This is a genomic window from Tumidithrix elongata BACA0141, from assembly GCF_036349135.1.
GTDB lineage: Bacteria > Cyanobacteriota > Cyanobacteriia > Pseudanabaenales > Pseudanabaenaceae > Tumidithrix > Tumidithrix elongata.
Genome location: NZ_JAZBJZ010000037.1, coordinates 22,861 through 43,246, shown reverse-complemented (window position 1 = coordinate 43,246; position 20,386 = coordinate 22,861). Strand labels below are relative to the sequence as shown.

Here is a 20,386-nt window from a genome sequence, read left to right as displayed (position 1 = left end):
CAATTTCTCTCAAAAATACAAGTACGAAAAACACTGGATTTTATTTTCTCATTAACTACCTGATTTTATGGCGGGAAGGGAGTAAGGAACAGTTGCGAGGTTTTGGGCAAAGCATTCCTATATTAAGGAAATCTGAAAACCAATTAATTTAGGCGAGAATAATTTGCCCAAACGTTTTCACCTTTTTTTGATGTGCGATCGCTAACATACCGTCAAAGATCGACGGCAACGATCGATCGCGTCAAACATACAGCTTTCTATCGTCATCGCTGACATAAAGATTATTTGCCAAATAATCGCCAACCCATTGGCAACCTTTCGTGAGTAAATAATCTAACTTGCAACTCCAGATCATGATAGCGCCCTCAAGGTTTGAGGCCACCAGCGTATTGCCATCATGGCTAAATTTGACACAACGAAATGGAGAAGCATACCCTCTAAAAGTCAGTAGCTCTTTGCCATTGATATCCCAAAGTTTGACCGTGCGATCGTCACTACAGGAGGCAATTACATTACCATCAGGACTAAAACAAACGCTCCGAATGCAATCATCATGGCCTTTAATGGTCTTTAATAAACTCCCACTCGAGTTCCAAATCCTGATCGTGCGATCGCGACTGCCACTAACAATGGTTTTGCTGTCAGGACTAAAGCAAACTGAGAGAATCTCATTCTCATGGCCATAGAGCGTATTCAGTAAATCTCCCTCCCAACTCCAAAGCCTAATCGTTTTATCTTTACTGGCTGTGACAAGCATCGTTCCATCGAGACTAAAACGCGCGTCATAAACCAGATCTGTGTGTCCCCTGAGGGTTCTCAAACAGTTCCCCTCGTTACTCCACAGCCTAACGATCGCATCAGCCGTACAAGAAGCAAATACCTTGCTATCGCATCTAAAATGCAAGCAGTAAACAGGAGCGCCAAATATATGCAAGGTCTTGATGAGATTCCCTTCTAGATCCCAAAAAAGAATCTTATTTTCTTCCCCCGCTGATATGAGCATTGTGCCATCAGGACTAAAGCAAACACTGTTGATGCGATCTTTATGCCCATCGAGTCGAGAAATTAGTTTGACGTTGCTTAATAGCGTTATGGTGCGATCGCTACTTGCCGAGGCAACGATCTTATCGTTAGGACTGAAAGCGATCGCATTAATCGCTTCTTGATGAATGTGAATCGTTGGTAAGGGATTGCCTTTGGGAACCCACATTTTGATTGTGGTGTCGTCACTTGCCGTTGCCATCCTGATGCCATCTGGACAAAAAGCCACACCCGCAACTTCGCCTTCGTGTCCATAGAGCGTTTTGAGTAAGTTGCCTTCCCTATCCCAAACCTTAATAGCTTTATCACTACTCACCGAAATTAACAGGTTTCCATCAGGACTAAAACAAATTCCCAAGACCTTTCCTGTATGATCGCAAAGATCTTTAAGGAAGTTCCCATCCGCATCCCAAAGCTTGACGGTCTTGTCGCGTCCAGCCGAAGCGATGAGCTGACCATCAGGGGAAAAACACACATCCTCAATAAAGCTCTCATGGCCACATAGCGTTTTGAGGGGTTTGCCATACACGCTCCAAAGTATCAAATTTCGATCTACGCTACCCGTAATCACCCTTTCGCCATCGGGGCTAAAGCAAATACAAGTAACCCAGCGTTCGTGTCCTCCTTGGAAAGAATTAATTAACGTACCATCTGCTTGCCAAAACATGATCTTGCTATCTTCACCGCAAGAGATAAGAAGGTTACTACCTGGCTGAAAACAAACGCCTCGAACCGCTGCCGTATGCCCCCTAATTACCCTTTTGGGCTGTTCGTAAAATAACCCTGTATCGGGGTCAATCTGCCAGAGCCGTACAGTTTTATCTTGTCCTGCGGATGCCAAATAGTTTCCATCTTGGCTAAAACTCAAACAATTAATTCGGCTAAAATGGCCTAACAGAGTTTGACAGAGATTGCCTTTATGTCCCCAGACCTTGATGGTCTTATCGTTACTGGCTGATACGAGTAATTGACCGTTAGGGCTAAATATAACCTTTGTCACTCCATCCTCATGCCCTTCTAAACGATTACATTCATGAATGCCATAAAGTGCTTGGATTAAGGGGGCGATCGCATGCATGCGCAAATCGACTTTGCCTCGGATCGTACTTTCGAGAACTTCTAATTGTCTGGCAACACTAATGGCTTCGAGTAAAGCATCAAATGTCTGATTGGTCGTAAATGCAGCCTTAGAAGCAGCTCCTTTAAGGATCAGTTCTGTCTTGGCAAGGTTGAGTTTTAATTGTCTCTGTGCTTCTACCAGCCTCAGCTTGACCTGTCTTTCTGCTTGTAGGGTATCTTCTAATTGTTTCTTTGCTGCAAACAGCTTCTGAATTTCTTGTCTTTGAGAAACCATGGCGCGTTTTACTTCCTTGGCATCGGCTTCCTGACTCGCTGCCAAAAACTGATAGTCCAGATCGCCAAGACTTTTGCCTTCTGCCCATGCCTGTGCATCTCGTAGTGCTTGTCCCCTGAGTAGGCGCGAATCATCTACTCTCCCAGACTCTACCCAACTGTTTAACATCACGGCATAGGGGCGCAGAGCCGTTAAAGCATTCTCTACCCAAGACTGGGCAAACACTTCTGCATAAATGCGATTTGCCAGTTGCAATCTACCCTCGCGTTTTACAACCAAACCGGTGAGTCGCAATTCCATTTGCTCGGGACTGTCATCCGCAGGAATACCCGTTCCATCGCCTGTCAATATCTGTTGATATAGCCCCAATAAACGCCCCGATCGCTTTTCGCTACGTAACATCCGATCGCGAATCGTTTTCAAGTGTTCGGGTTCGTCTTGGGCTTCCCAAGTCTCGATGACGCGAGTTCGGATCAGGTTCTCAATCAGCTCTACTTCTCTTCCAGTTGCGATCGGCTCGGGGAGGGATAAAATGAAACGACAGACTTTTTGAGTTAGAAATGGCTGTCCACCTGTCCAAGTCAAGATTTGTGCTAGTACTGCTTGAGGATCTTGGGCTTTTTCCTGCAATCCTTCTGCAAGGGTAACAGCTTCTAAGGGCTGAAAACCCGTGAGTTGAATGCCTGTACCAATGTTAAAGGGGGTGCGTTGGCGGTCTTGAATCAGATCTGAGGGGGTAGTAACACCAATGGTGACAAAGGTGAGGCGGCGTAGTGCGGGTTTGTTGGCTCGACCTTCATAGAAACTACGGATGGCGGCAAAAAAATCATCCATGTCAAAACCAAGGCTGAGGATGCTATCGATTTCGTCAACAAAAATAGCGATGGGCTGCAAGATCTCAGTAATTAGGACGGTTTCGATAAATTCGGTAAAGCGCTGAACGGGGGAAATCAGGTCGCGATCGCGCCACCAAGCGCGCAGGTTAAATTTCTCTCCCAGTTCAAAACTGCTGACTAGGCTGCGAATAATGCCTGCATACCACTGTTCCGCTGTGAGGTTTTGGCTGCCAATGGAAGTGATATCGATCGCAGCACAGGCATAGCCTTCGGTTTGCAAGCGTTGCATGGTCTGAACGCGCAAGCTCGATTTGCCCATTTGTCGGGCATTGAGCACAAAGCAAAACTCTCCAGCCTTAACGCGGGCATGTAAGTCCCGATCGGCCTGTCGCCACACATAGGTGGGGGCATTGACGGGTAGACTACCGCCAACTTGATAGATGTACTGGGAATCAGGCGACTCCATGGGTATATGCTCAGATGGATAATTTTCTGAAATGGTTGAATGCTTTTGAAACTTGGATATAGCAATCCTATTAGATTCGCTTAGATTTGCAATGAATTTGTAGCGCAGGCATCTTGGCTGCAAAAACTTCTAACCCTTTGTTTTACCCTGAGTTGATTTCAAAGCGATCGCGAAAATAGATACGGTAGAGGTTGCATCGTGGTATCACATCATTACCCTGTCGCAAAATTAATCCCATACTATCTAGCTTAAAGGTCTCCTCTGAAGGCAGACGCACTGGTGTATTACTACCGACGACTTTTTGCATCGCCGTTGACAGTTTCGGATTTTGTTCGAGATTCCACAGATGACGGCGCAGATGATCGCTGTAGAGTCCAGCCTCCGTCGGAGCCATTTGCAACAAACGGGTGAGAGGAGTATGGTGGCGTGCCACATCATAGAGCGCGATCCGAACTAAATAGGGGTGTCCACCCACCATAGACATGAGTTGCGCGATTTCATCTTCTGAAAATTTCAGTTGATGGCGATGGATCAGATCGCGCACCTGTGCCAGCGTAAATTCGCGCAGTTCAATGGGCAGACCCACATTAAATGGAGATTGATTGATATTGAGCGGAATATAAACTTCTTGGGAATGGGCGACAATTAGCCGCACGCGCTTCCATGTTTCGCTATTTTTTGCCTGCTCGTGCCATGCCCGTAACAGCCCAAAAAAGTCCTCCGCGATCGCCCGATATTGAAAGATCAAGTCCACTTCATCCAGGGCAAGGATCAAAGGACTGGTGATTTCAGCAAGTAAGTATTGCTCGAAATATTCCGTGCAGTTGTCCTTGCTGCCATAAATTTCGTCCCAAAATTCGCCTACTTTACTTTTGAGTTTTAGTTGTCGCCCGACATTCGCACAAAACCAGCGTAAAAACCGATCGAGATCGGTCAATACCGTACTATCCGCATTTTGAAGGTTGATGGAAACGGGTTTGCCACCCTGTAGCGCCGCATGGTGCAAAATTTTGCCGAGCAACGAAGACTTACCCATTTGGCGCGGTGCTTTAATCCGAATTAGGGAGCCCGGTTTGGCGATCGCTTCAAAACAATCATGTTCGATCGGTGGACGCTCCATATAAAACACAGAGTCGGTGGCAACTTGTCCGCTTGGCTCTTCTAATTTTGGTGGTGTTAATGCGGTTGAGAGCACCGTTGCCGTAGCAGAGCTTTTCACAATCGCCGCCAGTGCTTTCAAAGCTACCATAGCATTCTCAAAACGTTGGCGATAGTCATAGCGCACCATGGTGTCTAAGAGATCCGCCAATCTAGGGCTTGTCCGTGGTGCAAGAGTTTGCCACTGAAACTCTCCTGTGTGTTCGTCTCTGGGAATATCGTGAATACCCACACCTGTCAAGGCTTGCAAGCAGAGAATACCGACCGCATAAATATCGCTGCTAAACTGGGGGCGTCCCGCAAGTTGTTCGCTGGGCATATAGCCAGGGGAACCAAGGACTAAGGTGTCTTTAGAATTGGGGTTACTGCTATTGAGCTGAAGTGCCAAAGCACCCACAGTTTTGACCGCACCAAAGTCGATCAGAATAATTTTGCGATCGCGATCGCGGCGAATCAGGTTGGCAGGTTTGATGTCGCGGTGAATGACCTGTGCGTTGTGGACAGAGGCAAGCACCTTGAGCAAATCTCGCAATAGAGATAGCACTTCCGATTGACGCCACTGTCTGCCTAAGCCAATTTCAAGTTCGAGCGACTGTCCTTCAATAAACTCTAGGACTAAATAAAACTCACCATTTTGCTCAAAGTGCGCCATGAGTTGAGGAATCTGATCGTGGCTACCGAGATGATGTAATGTCTTTGCCTCGCGATCGAACAGGCGTTTGGCTACCTCCAAGTCCCTTGCATTTGCAAACTGAGGCTTTAGTTGCTTGACAACACAAAACGGAGAATCTGGTAATTGGTTATCTCTTGCTAAAAAAGTCTGCCCAAAACCACCAGCACCAAGCGGGTTAACGATTTGATATCGTCCTGCAAGGATTTCTACATCACTGGTCATGGTGATTGTTTATCTGGATCATGACTAAATTGTAAAGTCTATAATGATTGCTTTTGCTTTTGCTTAAAAATTTTCTTGAATACTCAAGACATTTTTTAGACATTTTTTATGGTTAGCCCTAAAATGATGGGGCTTGACAATTGAAAAAAGAACGTTATATGCCCTAAATTACAGGCAAAGCATTTTAAAATCTATCCCTATGATTTGCACCACTATTTGAAAGGACACATCAACTCAGTCACGCTAAATTGGGGAGTGTATTTGTTGACAGACATCGAAAAAAAGCTAGAAAAGCATAAGACTTGGTTAGAAACAAATGGTAAAAATGGCAAACGTTTTACCCTAAAAAGTACGGACTTCACCGAATCCGATCTTAGTAAAACTGATAGCCTCTTTGGGGTCAATCTAAGTAAAGCCAACCTTTTTACAGCAAATCTAAGCAAAGCCAAGATCGGTAGAGCCGATCTTAGCAAAGCTGAGATCAGTAGAGCTAACCTTAGTGAAGCCGAGCTTACTGGAGTCAACCTTACTGGATCTAGACTTTTTGGAGCCGAGCTTACTAGAGCCAACCTTACTGGAGCTAAGCTTTTTGGAGCTGGACTTTTTGGAGCCAATCTGACTGGAGCCAATCTGACTGGAGCCAATCTGACTGGAGCCAATCTGACTGGAGCCAACCTTACTGGGGTCAATCTCATTACAGCCAACCTCTTTACAGCTAACCTCTTTACAGTCAACCTTACTGGAGCCAACCTGATTGGAGCCAACCTTACTGGAGCTAACCTTACCGGAGCCAACCTTACCGGGGCTAAACTTTTTGGAGCCAACCTTACGGGAGCCAAACTTTTTGGAGCTAATCTTACGGGAGCTAACCTAAGTGAAGCCAACCTTAGTGGAACTATCCTTTTTAGAGCTATAGTTCAAAATACAATTTTTAGATTTAATCTTGGTGTCACTGAAGTTCTGCAACAGGATTTAATCGAAAGAGGTGCGATCTTCAAAGATAAGACTTTGGCAATGCCAGAAAATCAAAATATGCACCTGCTGAGTTTAGTATCAGACATCACAGCCTTTGACAATTAAATTTGACGCTTCAACAGGAGATATGAGATTGAAAGCTCAAATTAGATATGCTTCCTGAAATCGTTCAAACGCAGGAATTTTGTTGCTTCAGACTACTATGTTTTGCGAATGGTTTTGCGAATGGTTTTGCGAATGACTATGTTTTGCGAAAAAACGAGAGAGATGTGCTGAAAGCTCCCTAGCCTAGCGCATTTTGACTCCGATCAACCCATCAGGCATAATCGCATCGGTAAGGTTTATGAGGGTTAAAATCGAACCATACAGATTTGCCATCGTTAAATTTGCCTTACTAAAATTAGCACCTTCCATGTTCGCCATACTAAAATCAGCACTGTCAGCATAAATCCCAACTAACTGAGATTTAGAAAGGTTTGCGTGGGTTAAAACTGCCATACTAAAATCAGCCTCCAAGAAAGAAGCATAACTGAGATTGCTACGCTCAAGGTTGACCCTATTTAAATTTGCTTTGTATGCATAAGTATTACTAAGGTTCGCACCACTGAGGTTAGCTTCAGATAGATTAGCCACGCTGAGAAAGGCATCGCTCAAATAAGCATCGCTCAGATCGACACCAATAAGACTGGCTCCACTAAAAATAACACCGCCCAAATTGGCTTTACTGAGATTTGCTGCATCCAAAAGTGCCTCACTAAAGTTCGCCATAACACAACCAGCAAGACTTAAGTTTGCTTGTGACAAAAGCGCATTGCTCAAATTTGCACGGTTTAGGATCGCACCTCTAAAGCTAGCGTAAACTAATTTAGCCCCAATCAAATCTGCTTTGGTGAGATTCGCTCCACTCAAATTGGCACTTTTGAGATTAGCCCCACTGAGATTGGCCCCGACTAATTTAGAACCAATAAAACAAGCTTGGGTAAGATTAGCTCCACTCAAATTGGCGCCATTGAGATTAGCCCCGCTAAAATTAGAGCCAACGAGATTGGCATTTTGAAAGTTTTCACCACTGAAATTACTATCTTTAAAGTCAACATGACTCAAATTGGCTGAGCTAATCACTACATCTATTAGTTGTGCCGATCCCAAATTCGTACGCCTAAATATGGCATCACGCACATCTGCATAGTTGAAAATAGTATCCGTGAGATTAGCACTGCTGAGATTTGCACCAGTAAGACTTGCGTTACTTAGGTTTGTTTGGCTCAGGTTTGCATGGCTCAAGTTGGCTCCATCTAGGTCGGCATAGCTCAGATCTGCACAGCTAAGGTTGACTTGACTAAGATCGACATTGCAGAGATTGGCTTCTTGTAACTGAGCGTCTCTCAAGTCCAGTTTACTGAGATCGATCGCTTCCGTAGGGTTTTTTTCCCGCCATTGGTTCCAAATAGCAGTGCCACCCCTAATTTGCCTGATATGGTTAAGGTCTGCCATAATTATCAACTATCTCCTAATACCAATACCTCGGACAGCTTTAGAAAAATAGAGAAATAAAGCTATGCGCCGCTAAAGATGTAATTAATTATGGAATAGCTGCACCAGATGAACAGCATAAATTTCATATTTCACATCCGCATTTCATGTCATGCAAAAATTTATATCTATCTCACACAAATCCTATAGTATTTTAGGACTAGGATATATAAATCAATATTTTTAGCTTTGGGTCATGAGGGAAGGGCAACTGACAGGCTCGCCAATCTTTATTCGGATTGATCGAGGGATTAGTCAGTTTAATCATGACTATTTTGCCGCTTTGGGCGTTCCTATTACAGTAGATGTCAACCTAATCAGACAAAGGTACTTAGGCATCGCTAGGATTTTGCACCCTGACGTTTATGGTCTTTCGCCTCAAGAAAAAGAAATTGCCACACAGTACCTCGCAAAACTCGTTAACCCTGCCTACAATGTGCTCATGCAGGGAAGAGATCGCGAGGCTTACCAAGGCATCTTTAAACTGTTGGCAAAGCGGCTCATGCAAAGAGTTCGTAATATTGAAATTAAATCTGAAATCGCTAAACAGCTTTTACTCAACCCTAATGACGAAACCTACGGGCAGTTATTTTTGAATATTGCGGATTGCCAGTACAGTTCCCTAGATTCTATTTTGGAATACACAGCTCAACTTAGCGAACTTAATCTAATTTATATTTTGTATAGAGAGGGCTATAGGTTTAGCGATCCACGCTCTACTGGTGTTTTAACTTACAAAGCCCCTCAAGTTCCTGCACATAGGAGTAAAAGTAACGAAGACGATCGCGCGATCGTTCAAACGGGTGATGAAACGCTGATCCAAACCACTCCTCTAAAACTGCCTGCTAAACAGCAATTGGCTGCATCAATTTCCCAAGTGCAATCAGCCGTTCAACCTCATGCTGAACCTCAAGGTAGCCAGCCACCTACCTATAACCCATTTCAAGCTCAAATTTACGACCATACTAGCGATCCAGCGAATCAAGATGAAACGCTAATTCAAGAGCGAGAAAAGTTACCCCTAAACCCTCAGTTAGAAGCAAGTTTTGCTACTCGCATAGCAATGGCTGAAGAATACATGAGCCAAAAGCAATGGATGCAGGCACTCAAAGAACTTCGCATTGCCACTCAGCTTGATGACAAAGACAGCGAATGTATGGCATTGCTGGGAGTCGTTTATCACAATATTAACCAACCGATTATGGCAAAGATTAGCTTTGAGAGAGCACTCAAGCTAAACTCTAAAGAACCTCTGGCACTACAGTTTATGAGCAGATTGAATCAAGGTACGGCAAAACAAACAGACACCCCAAAGGGTTGGTTTTCAGGACTACTAGGCATATTTTCTCCCAATTCCAAAGATCGCAAGAAACGTTCTTAGCCATAGGGTTGAGTCTATGACCATGCACGAATAGCCCCTCAACACGCCCAAGTAGGGGTATGTCAAGCATGTAATAGCCCAAGTCACCTAAAGATCGCAACAATTTTCATGATGAGACCGATTTACATGATGGGAATTGCTGTAATAAAACCATGCTGCATTGATTACAGGAAAACATGATTTTTGCCTCGACATTATTTCTGTTTTTATTTTTACCGCTCACCCTAGCAGGATATTTTCTGATTCGATCGCAGCTCATGCTTTTACGCAATATTTTTTTGTTGCTGATGAGTTTAATCTTTTATGCTTGGGGGGAACCCGTCTATGTTTTTTTGATGATCGGCTCTATTGTGCTGAATTATCTAGCGGGGGTAATGCTCTATCTTCAGCGTCAAAAATCACTCAAATTCATTAACCAGCATGGAATATTGGCGATTTCTATTATTAGCAATTTAGGATTGTTGTTCTATTTTAAATATGCCAATTTTTTTATCAACAATCTCAACGCAATCCTACAAAATCTGTCAATCCAGCCGATCGCTTATCCGCAGATTTCCCTACCATTGGGAATCTCTTTTTTTACATTTCATGCGATGTCCTATGCGATCGATGCCTATCGTCAGGAAACGGAAGTAGAGTTAAACCCCATTCACTGTGGATTATATCTCACCCTATTTCCGCAACTCATTGCTGGGCCGATTATTCGTTATCATGATGTTGCTCAGCAAATTGTGTCGCGCACAGTGACTAGATCGCAATTTTCTGCGGGAATTCAACGATTTATTTTTGGTTTAGCCAAAAAGACGATGCTTGCGAATCCCTTAGGAGAAGTTGCCGATAAAATCTTTGCCGTACCCGTGCATGACGTCACAACGGGGATGGCTTGGTTGGGAATTGCCTGTTATACCTTACAGGTCTATTTTGATTTCTCTGGATATTCCGACATGGCGATCGGGCTGGGGCGGCTGTTTGGATTTGAGTTTTTGGAAAACTTCAATTATCCATATATTGCCCAATCGATGCGCGACTTTTGGCGCAGGTGGCATATTTCCCTATCCAATTGGTTTCGCGATTATCTCTATATTCCTTTGGGCGGCAATCGAGGCTCGCCATTGCGGACATATCTCAATTTGTGGATCGTGTTTCTGCTATGTGGGCTGTGGCATGGAGCCAGTTGGAACTTTGTGATTTGGGGAGCCCTCCATGGAGCCAGTTTGGTGCTTGAAAGAATGGGATGGCACAAATATCTAGATCGTTTATGGGTTCCATTTCGGCATTTATATACCTTATCGATTGTTGCGATCGGATGGGTGTTTTTTCGCTCCGACTCTCTGAGTCATGCGATCGCCTATTTAAACAGCATGATTGGTCTCACGGATGCCGATGGGATCAAATATTCCGCGCTCTACTATTTTGACCTAAAAACCTTTGTCAACTTGAGTGTGGGATGTATCCTAGCAACCCCGATCGCAAACTGGGTAGGAGCATATTTACAAAAGCGGACTATTTCCCCTCGATTCAATCATTTTCGCTCTGTTCTGTATGCGGGTCATTATTTGCTTCTGGTTAGCCTATTTCTACTCTCTGCCGCTAGTCTGGCATCAGGAACTTACAATCCCTTTATCTATTATCGGTTTTAGAGAGTGTTTGAGAAGTCTAGTATCTCGTATAAATTCCTGCTTTCACCCCCTCTAGCTCCCCCTTACAAAGGGGGAGGATATGAGTTTCCCCCCTTTGCAAGGGGGGATTAAGGGGGGTAAAAACTTTTCAAATAAGCTCCTTAGCTTGCAGATAGTTCGTCCCATAAATTTTCCCATAAATTTTGTTCCATGCATCAAGAGAAAGCACCTCGAATATTCGACAGTCTATTGATTACGACCTTTATTATTGGTCTGTTTTTACCGTTAGTTTTGACCCATAATCGGCATGAGTCAGCGATCGAAAAGCGCAAGCTAGCTGCATTTCCCGAACTGAAATGGGATCGAAAAACAGTGACGACATTTCCATCTCAGTTTGAGGCGTTCTTTAACGACCATTTTGGATTGCGCGATCAATTCGTCCAACTTTACTCCCTCTACAGCATCCTGTTAAAGAGTTCGTCCAATCCTAGGGTATTGCTGGGATTGGATGATTGGCTGTTTTATATTAATCCTGATGAGGGCAATAGTCTTGAGGATTATCGGAGGAACGATCCGTTAACATTAGAGGAACTCAGTAAATGGAAAACCTCCTTAGAAGCAAAATATAGATGGCTCAAGCAACAGGGAATTTCCTATCTTTTTGTGATTGTGCCCGATAAATATTCGATTTATCCAGAATATATACCTTCCCATATTCGGCAAGTGGGCACGCAAACCCGTCTCGATCAACTGTTGGCTTATATGAAGGATTCCGAAGTACCCATTCTCGATCTAAGACCAGTCTTGCTCCAAGCCAAGCACAAAGGACAATTATTTTATAAAACGGATACCCATTGGAATGAGTTTGGTGCAGCGATCGCCCAGCATGAGATTATCCGAACTATTCAAGGCATTCTTCAAAAGCACTATCCAGATCTCATTCCCATCAATTATTCCATGGAAGACTTTGAATTCGCTGAATATAGGTCGGGGGATATTGCGAACATGCTAAATATTTCTTACCTTCTCAAAGAGATGGTTCCTGAACTGCGAAAGCCCATGCCTTTGTGCGACAAACATATTTTGGAAGCACGACCTGAAGACCCGATGAAGGCAACATTTTTCACAGAATGTCGCACGAATGCACCGAAGGCACTAATTTTTAGAGATTCCTTTTTTATTATCTTACAACCCTATATTTCCCAATATCTTGCCAAGAGTGTTTATGTTTGGGAATGGCCAAATCTGAAGCTGCTGAAAAAATATCTGGAATACAACCATCCTGATATTGTGCTCGAAGAACGGGTAGAACGACATTTAAAATTCATAACCGTTTTTGAATGAATATGCTGAATACCGTAGCGATCGCCCCAGATCAGTGCGAAAATAAATTTCTATGAACTTTGCAACAAAGCTAAATGCAGCGATCGCTTCTAACCAAAGCATTTTATGCCTGGGGCTAGAGCCTAACCCAGAGGTAATGCCTGCAAACTATCTGGCTAAATATGTATCGGATGAGAGTGCTAGTCCGATCGATAGTTTATGGGAATGGATGCAGTTTATTATCCACTCCACCTCAGATTTAGTCTGCGCTTATAAGCCAACCCTAGGTTTTTATACGGCCTTGGGGGCACCGGGATTAGAGCTACTGAGCAAGACCTTAGCGGCAATTCCGTCCCACATTCCGATTATTCTCGATGCCAAACACGCCGATCTCAATAGCAGTACGGTGATGGCACGTACGGCATTTGAGCAGTGGCAAGTTGACGCGATTACAATTAGCCCCTATATGGGGCAAGACATTGCGGCTCGCTTCCTCATGTATACAGACAAAGCGATATTCATTCAATGTCATTCTTCTAATACCACAGCCAAAGCTATACAGGAATACCCCGATCGCACTGCACCCTTATATTTGGAAGTGGTGAAAACCTGTCAAGCTTGGGGTAGCTCAGAACAGCTTGGCTTAGAAGTCGGAGCCGCTACCCCTGAGGCATTGGCAAGGATTCGGGCAGCAGCCCCTGAGCGATTGATTTTAGGGCGGAGTCTCTGGGCAAATGTTGACGATCTACCCAAAGACACAGACACAGACAATTCTGAAGCCCAATCCTTAGAGACTTTGCAACAAATTCTCGACGCGGGTTTAGATGCCAATGGTGAGGGCTTGCTCATTCCCGTCAATCAAGATGTCTTGACTACCGTAGAGCCTGCAAACTTGGTGCGATCGCTGCGCGATCGGGTCAATCAAGCTAGACTGCATGTCACCAGTCAACGTCCTGCCTGTCCCGTCTGGCTACCCGATGTCTGCTTGCTCAGTCAGCAACCGCATTTAGATCTGATTTTGCAGTTCTATGACATTGGTTGCATCATGTTTGGGGAATATGTCCAAGCATCAGGGGCAGTATTTCCTTACTATATCGACCTGCGTAAAATTATCTCGAATCCGCAGGTGTTTGAAAAGGTGATCCATGCCTATGCCGAAATTCTGGAAAACTTACACTTCGATCGCATTGCTGGCATTCCTTACGGTTCACTGCCGACTGCCACAGGTTTAGCACTCCGCCTTAACTATCCCATGATTTTCCCGCGCAAGGAGGTCAAAGCCCACGGTGCTAGACGGCTGATTGAAGGCAATTTTCATGCGGGTGAGACCATTGTTGTGGTTGATGACATTTTGATCTCAGGCAAAAGCGTGATGGAGGGCGCTGAAAAGCTAAAGGTGAGCGGGCTGCGCGTTGAAGATATTGTTGTGTTTATCGATCACGAGCATGGGGTGCAGCAACGGCTGAGCGACAATGGCTATCGCAGCCATGCCGTACTGAAAATTTCTGAAATTACCGAAACCCTTTACCAAGCAGGACGACTCAATGAAGTACAATTCCAAACCATCGCCAAATCAGAAACAGGTTAGGATAATTGATATTTCTTTTTGGGTTGTTTTAATTTTTGGTGTTAAGGATATTTCTAGCAAAGAAACTACTATTGCTATCTAGTAAGTCGGACTTACCCCCTTTAATTCCCCCTGGTAAAGGGGGAAGATCGGAAATCCTATTCCCCCCCTTTACCAGGGGAGGGCTAGGGTGGGGTAAATTCTAAATGAGAAATATCCTAAGTCGCCTTCGGTGTTTGGGAAATAATTTTTAGGAAATAAAGTTACAGGCTCCCAAGCATTTGAATTTTTCACTCTTCCGATCCACCCTAACTCTCTAGATAAACCATGCTCAAGCAAGTTGCTCTTTTGCTCATTACCGCTTCCTTAACTACGGTTGCACCTCTATTTAGCTCGGCAGTTTCGGCAGAACCCACTCGACAAGCGCAGCCCAGTCAATTAGCACAGGCAGATCGGCAAGCGCCCGCTGAACTCAAAAGTGTAGTTGCTGGACTAGATGCGGCTGCCAACAAACGCGACATCAATGCGGTGATGCAGTTTTATGCTTCTAACTTTAGCCATAGTGATGGGCTAACCCGCGATCAGCTCAAAGAATTTCTGCAAGAGCTATGGCAACGCTATGCTCAGCTTAAATACAGTACCGAGATTGTCAAATGGGAGCAGCAAGGCGACAAGATCGTGGCAGAAACAGTTACACAGATTGATGGGGTGAAATCCAAAGCAGAGGGTGACTTTAAACTGACAGCAAAGCTAAATTCTAGTCAGGTCTACCAAAAGGTAAATGGTAAGTGGCAAGTACTAAGCCAGACGATCCTCTCAGAAAAGAGTTCGATGATCTCTGGTAGCGAGCCACCCAATGTGGAGTTGCGCGTCCCCGATCAGATTGGGGTTGGCAGACAATATGCGTTGGATGCGATCGTCACGGAGCCATTGGGTAACAATTTGTTACTTGGGGCAGCCGTAGAAGAAGCCGTCAATGCTAGAAATTACATTAAGGATGCCACGATCGATCTCGAACCCCTGCGTGCAGGTGGGGTGTTTAAGATCGGGCAAGCACCGTTTAAAGAAGGCGATCGCTGGATCTCGGTTGTTCTCGTTCGCGAAACAGGCATTACGATCGAAAGCCAAAGATTGCGCGTAAGCACCAACTTTACAGGCAATCAATATACCCCCTTGCCTGAGTACGGTACGACGCCTAGCCGCGTGCGCCCCAACCCGAACGATCGCTCCTCGTCTTAAAGTCTCCCGATCCAACACTTTACAAAAAATATTGGACGGCTAACCCTACTTTGTCATCGCGAACTCGGTTGGGATCGCTATGATAAAGTAGCAGTATCAGCTCCATATCGCAATTGAACCCATGAATCAACCAGTCCAAGCTGTACAAGCAGGATATTATGGCGATGCCAACTATCGCACCTATCCACCTGACTTACAGTCTCTACTGCTCAAAGAGCGCATTGTTTACATAGGGATGCCCTTGGTAGCTGCTGTAACCGAACTGATTGTGGCTGAGCTACTGTATTTGCAGTACGACGATCCTGAAAAGCCCATCTATATTTACATCAACTCCACTGGGACAGCACGAGAAGATGGCGAACCAGTTGGGTTTGAAACAGAGGCATTTGCCATCTGCGACACAATGAAATATATCAAGCCACCGATTCACACCATTTGTATTGGGAATGCTGTGGGTTCGGCAGCGATGTTACTCTCTGCCGGGACAAAGGGTTTTCGCGCCAGTTTGCCCAATGCCAGTATTGTCCTACGCCAGCCTAAGAGCTATGCGCGGGGTCAAGCCACGGACATTGAAATTCGTGCCAAAGAAGTGGTCGCCAACCGTGACACGATGCTACAGATTTTGTCGCGCAACACAGGGCAGCCCATCGACAAGATTATCAAAGACATCGATCGCTTGTTTTATATGACGGCTGAAGATGCTAAAGAATATGGCTTGATTGACAAAGTGCTAGAAAGCCGTAAGGACTTACCCAAAGCGATTCCTGCTGCGGTCAAGTAAAGAACTGTCTAAAGTGCTATTCATTCCACTCAATTAACCCTTCATCCCCACATAAAGTTATGCCCATTGGAGTACCCAGAGTTCCCTATAGAATGCCCGGATCGCAGTATACAGACTGGATCAGCATCTACGATCGCCTCTATCGCGAACGCATCATCTTTCTCGGTCGCGAAGTTGATGATGAAATTGCCAACCAAATTGTGGCAGTCATGCTCTATCTCGACTCGGAAGATCCCGGTAAAGATATTCGCCTGTATATCAACTCTCCCGGTGGTTCTGTGACGGCAGGTATGGCGATTTTTGACACCATGCAGCACATTAAGTCGGATGTCAGCACGATCTGTGTCGGTCTGGCTGCCTCGATGGGTTCCTTTTTGCTGATGGCAGGCACGAAAGGTAAGCGTGTGGCGTTGCCGCACTCTCGCATTATGATTCACCAACCGATGGGTGGTACGCGAGGACAAGCGACTGACATTGCGATCGAAGCGAAGGAAATCGTGCGTGTTAAGGGAATGCTCAATAGTGAGTATGCCAAACGCACGGGTCAGCCCCTCGAAAAGATCGAACGCGATATGGATCGCGATTACTTTATGTCAGCAGATGAAGCGAAAGCCTACGGTCTCATCGATCGCGTCATCGACGCAGTGTAATCTCAATTCCAGATCGCCCAAATTTAAATTACATCTACGACAGAATGGAAGTCAATCCAATACTTCCATTCTGTCTTTTTTTGACGCATGATGGATTTGGAATTGCTACAGAACTATAGCGATCGGGCATAATTTTGTAAGCAATTTTTTCTTGCCTAGAAAAGAAGGGGTAATTCATGAATTGCTCCTACCATTCAAATCTAATAGGATTGCCATATCATTTTTTATTCATTATCGCTAAATTTTGAATCAGTTGTACTTAAAACTTCTAATCGAACTTCAACAAAAAGGGGGAGTGCTTTTGCCTTCCGTACTGGATCTATCAGGACTGAGAGTCATTACTGAAGCAAGCGATCGCATTTTTACGCATATCGAACAACTGATTCGTCAATATGGAGCCGATCGCGTTAAAGAGCACCTTCCCAATACCTATAACTATCTCGAGCGATCGACCTCAGTCAGCCCGATCGCTTTGGCAGATTACCTCAATCCGAGAGAAGATATTCTCAATCTTTTTGCGAACTCTTTAGGGATGACGCTGCTTGGGGAAATTTTGGGGCGCGAAGTTGTCTGCAATCTCACCAAGTCCAGAGTGACAAAACAATATGCGCCCGTTAACTATCATGCCTTACATCTGCCAAACCAATGGCATCAGGATGGCGCATTGGGCGTTTCTTTCCCAACAAGCGACTCCTTGACGAGTGCTCCCTATATCAGCGCAGCCATGACCGCAATGGTAATTTGTTGGATTCCCCTCGTTGATTGTTTCGGCGATCGCCCCAGTCTGGAATTTATCAAACAACCGTGCGATCGCTTGCTGCACTACGACTATTTGAACGATCGCAAGTTAGAGAATCTGTTCGCACCAAAGGATTTTTGGGTTCCAGAACTCAAACAAGGCGATATGTTAATTTTCCTGAATGGAACGCTGCATAGAACCTATGTCACCGAAGCCATGAAAAGCGATCGCACCAGTATCGAACTGCGGTTTATGCCTTCCCAACAAATTCCACCATGGATGCAAAGCGATCGGTTCGCACAAATCCCTCCTCAAACACCCCATATCCATTAGCTTTTGGGAAACCACTGAACTGAAAACTGTCAACTGTCAACTGTCAACTGTCAACTACTAAGCAACCATTGTCTGACCCTGTCCTGGAGAGCCAATCGTAATCACACCACCCCACGCACAGTTACAGGTACAGGAATTGTTTAAGGCTGGGAAGTTGTTAATCATTACGGTTGGGGAGCCGGGCTTCCAAGGGGTTGTCAAAGGTACGCAGGGCATAGGTGTAAAAGTAAAAACTCCAAGTGCGGCGGCAGTGGCAGCAGTAGTAGCTGCTGATACAACAGGGTTTGCCATCGAGTTACACATCCCAAACGGAGGAATATTTGCGATCGGGGCAAAGTCCATGATGGTTGCGGCTAGAACACCTCCCACCATCACAGGTAGACCTTTGGGAATTACTATCAAAGAAGACGGTGATACACCGAAACTACAAGTCATCGTTGCACCCATCACAACCTGTACAGCCATATTTTCAATGCTCCTTAACTAACTTTCATCGAACAAATTAAAAAACGTTACATGGAAATCTACGCTAGTTAATCATTACCGTACCACCTTTAATTGTTGTCATAGCCTGTCCAGCAACTTCGACCTGAGCGCCTTCAACTTTTGCTTGTCCTGTTCCTTTTAGACTCGACGTCGTCCCTTCGATCGCCACACCAGCAGCACCAAGCGTAATTTTACTAGCGCCAGATTTGAGTTCAATGCTTGTGGCAGCAAGCGTAATGGTGCTTCCGCCAACTTTTATTTCAATGGTGGTTGAGGCTTCAATTGCGATTTTACTACCCGTATCTAACATCTCCATTTTTTGACCACCAGTAGTCTGTATTAAAATTTTCTTATTTTGATCGTCGAGTTTTACTTGGTGCCCAGCTTGGGTTTTAATCTCGACAAATTTTTCGGTGTCATTAAGGTAAGCGTGGTGCCCCGCCACTGTGTCAATATAAACGCCTTTTTTGCTACTATCCTTATCCTCTTCCACAAACTGGAGTTTGTGACCCGTGCGAGTTTTGATCGTGCGCAATCGCACTTTACCACTAACAACAGAGTTATCCACGGTTTCTGGTGGTGCATCTGTCCCATTCCAAACACCCCCAATCACATAAGGACGATGGATATCGCCATGTTCGAAGGCAACTAAAACTTCATCGTTGACTTCTGGCAAACAGTCAAATCCCCTGGTGGCTCCCGCACCTACAGCAACTACTCTCGCCCAATCGCTTTCATGGTCTTCCGTCAAAGTAGGAAACTTAACCTTAACGCGCCCCCATTTCTTAGGATCTACGTTGTTCGTTACAATACCTACCAAAAGAGTTTGTCCTGGTTGCAAACGAGCTTGAGGCGAAAGCGTTGCCAATAGATCGCCGCCACGCAGCCCTCTGACGCTAAACTCTGTGGAGTAGACCCCTCCCTGATAGAGGTGGCGCGTTGCCGTTACATAGTAATCACCATTGTACTTACCCATGTTAGCTAGGGTGACGACTTTCCCCGCGCGAATGTTAGGATTTCCGATCGCTCTGGCATCCGCCTGAACGTATTCTCCGCCTACCTCGGCAAATAGAGAGTTGGCAATGGTCGTAGCTTCAGTTGCCGACGAGACGGGGCGATCGACGACGATTAACTTAGAACCTGATGGCTTTCCATTAAACGCTGCAGCTTTGCTTACACCCGCTCCGTGAGTGTTAGAAGTGAGTAAAGTTGCCGAACTAGCCGTGGAAGCGATCGCTTGTTTGGTTTGATAGTTCCATCCCCTGACCTCAACCTCACCCACCTGCTCGGAGCTACTTACCCGAACGCGGAAGCTAAATAAGTCGAGTAACCACGTTAAGGTAAGAGAGCCACTACTCGTAGGCGCACAAAAATTAAGCTTTCCATCGCGCACGTAAAGTTCAAAGCCATTCCGCGCTGCCCGTTCGCGTAAAAACTCCATATTGGTTTGGTTCTCTTGGAAAACATAACCAACGGGGTCGCCAAACCCATAGGGTCCGCCCGTATCAGTAATCGTGCCAGCGGGAATCCCCAATTCGACAATAATTTGTTTGACGATATCACTATCTTTCTTTTGAACGAAAGAACGATTGTAACGTCCGCGATGTAATCGATGAGAAACATCATAACCGCGAATAATAATTGGAGCCTGAGATTCGCTCGTAAATTGTGCTTCGATCGCTGTAATTTCGCCCTTAAAAACCGTTCCCGTAACTTCATCAGAATTCGTCAAGCCAATCTCAATCTCCTTCCCAATTGCAAACAAAGCATCATGCTTCCACGCCACATCATTCACATCTCCAGCGAAATAGTCATTATTGATTACCAGCGTAAACATGCTAGGTAGATGGAGGCTCTCTTCGACCGAAATTTGCAGAAGATCTTGTAATAACTCCTCAGATGCGGGAGAACCATCTATTTTGATACTCGCGTCAGCAATGTATGTTGGCATATACGGATGATAGTTTTACTGGGTGGATTGGAAATGCGAGTCATATCCCTACCGGCTTG

15 protein-coding genes are annotated in these 20,386 nt (G+C 45.1%); 9 read left to right on the top strand and 6 right to left on the bottom strand.

Features of this window, described 5'->3' with window-relative positions; all coding sequences use genetic code 11:
* Positions 1 to 241: 241 nt before the first annotated feature.
* Together V2H45_RS11030 and V2H45_RS11025 are read right to left on the bottom strand one after the other, a co-directional pair.
* Positions 242 to 3,697, bottom strand: coding sequence for an AAA-like domain-containing protein (locus V2H45_RS11030; protein WP_330483699.1), 3,456 nt, complete (start codon positions 3,695 to 3,697; stop codon positions 242 to 244).
* Positions 3,698 to 3,839: 142 nt separating this feature from the next.
* Complete coding sequence (locus V2H45_RS11025) at positions 3,840 to 5,750, bottom strand: AAA-like domain-containing protein (RefSeq protein WP_330483698.1); 1,911 nt, start codon at positions 5,748 to 5,750, stop codon at positions 3,840 to 3,842.
* A gap of 264 nt (positions 5,751 to 6,014) precedes the next feature.
* Between V2H45_RS11025 and V2H45_RS11020 the strand changes: the two genes are divergently transcribed.
* Positions 6,015 to 6,830 (top strand): pentapeptide repeat-containing protein, encoded by an 816-nt coding sequence (locus V2H45_RS11020; protein WP_330483697.1) that lies wholly within the window; start codon positions 6,015 to 6,017, stop codon positions 6,828 to 6,830.
* A 183-nt stretch (positions 6,831 to 7,013) separates the two neighbouring features.
* Here the strand turns inward: V2H45_RS11020 and V2H45_RS11015 are convergent, their stop codons facing one another.
* Positions 7,014 to 8,219: a pentapeptide repeat-containing protein gene (locus V2H45_RS11015; protein ID WP_330483696.1), complete on the bottom strand. Its 1,206-nt coding sequence runs from the start codon at positions 8,217 to 8,219 to the stop codon at positions 7,014 to 7,016.
* 235 nt (positions 8,220 to 8,454) lie between these two features.
* Between V2H45_RS11015 and V2H45_RS11010 the strand changes: the two genes are divergently transcribed.
* The 7 genes from V2H45_RS11010 (at position 8,455) to V2H45_RS10980 (ending at position 16,818) form a co-directional block, all read left to right on the top strand.
* A complete protein-coding gene (locus tag V2H45_RS11010) occupies positions 8,455 to 9,639 on the top strand; it encodes a J domain-containing protein (RefSeq protein WP_330483695.1) in 1,185 nt (394 codons plus the stop codon).
* Positions 9,640 to 9,815: 176 nt separating this feature from the next.
* A complete protein-coding gene (locus V2H45_RS11005; RefSeq protein ID WP_330483694.1) occupies positions 9,816 to 11,279 on the top strand; it encodes an MBOAT family O-acyltransferase in 1,464 nt (487 codons plus the stop codon).
* A gap of 189 nt (positions 11,280 to 11,468) precedes the next feature.
* Positions 11,469 to 12,602 carry an alginate O-acetyltransferase AlgX-related protein gene (locus tag V2H45_RS11000; RefSeq protein WP_330483693.1) on the top strand — a complete coding sequence of 378 codons (1,134 nt, stop codon included), beginning with the start codon at positions 11,469 to 11,471 and terminating at the stop codon, positions 12,600 to 12,602.
* 52 nt (positions 12,603 to 12,654) lie between these two features.
* Entirely contained in the window at positions 12,655 to 14,169 is a 1,515-nt protein-coding gene (locus tag V2H45_RS10995; protein ID WP_330483692.1) for a bifunctional orotidine-5'-phosphate decarboxylase/orotate phosphoribosyltransferase, read from the top strand.
* Between the two features lie 306 nt (positions 14,170 to 14,475).
* Positions 14,476 to 15,387 (top strand): YybH family protein, encoded by a 912-nt coding sequence (locus V2H45_RS10990; RefSeq protein ID WP_330483691.1) that lies wholly within the window; start codon positions 14,476 to 14,478, stop codon positions 15,385 to 15,387.
* Positions 15,388 to 15,508: 121 nt separating this feature from the next.
* A complete protein-coding gene (locus V2H45_RS10985; RefSeq protein ID WP_330483690.1) occupies positions 15,509 to 16,168 on the top strand; it encodes an ATP-dependent Clp protease proteolytic subunit in 660 nt (219 codons plus the stop codon).
* A gap of 59 nt (positions 16,169 to 16,227) precedes the next feature.
* The gene (locus V2H45_RS10980; RefSeq protein WP_330483689.1) at positions 16,228 to 16,818 is read left to right on the top strand and encodes an ATP-dependent Clp protease proteolytic subunit; all 591 of its coding nucleotides are present in this window, start codon (positions 16,228 to 16,230) and stop codon (positions 16,816 to 16,818) included.
* A gap of 34 nt (positions 16,819 to 16,852) precedes the next feature.
* Here the strand turns inward: V2H45_RS10980 and V2H45_RS10975 are convergent, their stop codons facing one another.
* Positions 16,853 to 16,996 carry a hypothetical protein gene (locus V2H45_RS10975; protein ID WP_330483688.1) on the bottom strand — a complete coding sequence of 48 codons (144 nt, stop codon included), beginning with the start codon at positions 16,994 to 16,996 and terminating at the stop codon, positions 16,853 to 16,855.
* A 66-nt stretch (positions 16,997 to 17,062) separates the two neighbouring features.
* Here V2H45_RS10975 and V2H45_RS10970 point away from each other — a divergent pair, with 66 nt between their 5' ends.
* Positions 17,063 to 17,890, top strand: coding sequence for a phytanoyl-CoA dioxygenase family protein (locus V2H45_RS10970; RefSeq protein WP_330483687.1), 828 nt, complete (start codon positions 17,063 to 17,065; stop codon positions 17,888 to 17,890).
* Between the two features lie 57 nt (positions 17,891 to 17,947).
* Here V2H45_RS10970 and V2H45_RS10965 read toward each other — a convergent pair whose 3' ends face one another.
* Entirely contained in the window at positions 17,948 to 18,355 is a 408-nt protein-coding gene (locus V2H45_RS10965) for a DUF4280 domain-containing protein (protein ID WP_330483686.1), read from the bottom strand.
* Positions 18,356 to 18,419: 64 nt separating this feature from the next.
* Positions 18,420 to 20,327 carry a VgrG-related protein gene (locus V2H45_RS10960; protein ID WP_330483685.1) on the bottom strand — a complete coding sequence of 636 codons (1,908 nt, stop codon included), beginning with the start codon at positions 20,325 to 20,327 and terminating at the stop codon, positions 18,420 to 18,422.
* Positions 20,328 to 20,386 lie beyond the last annotated feature (59 nt).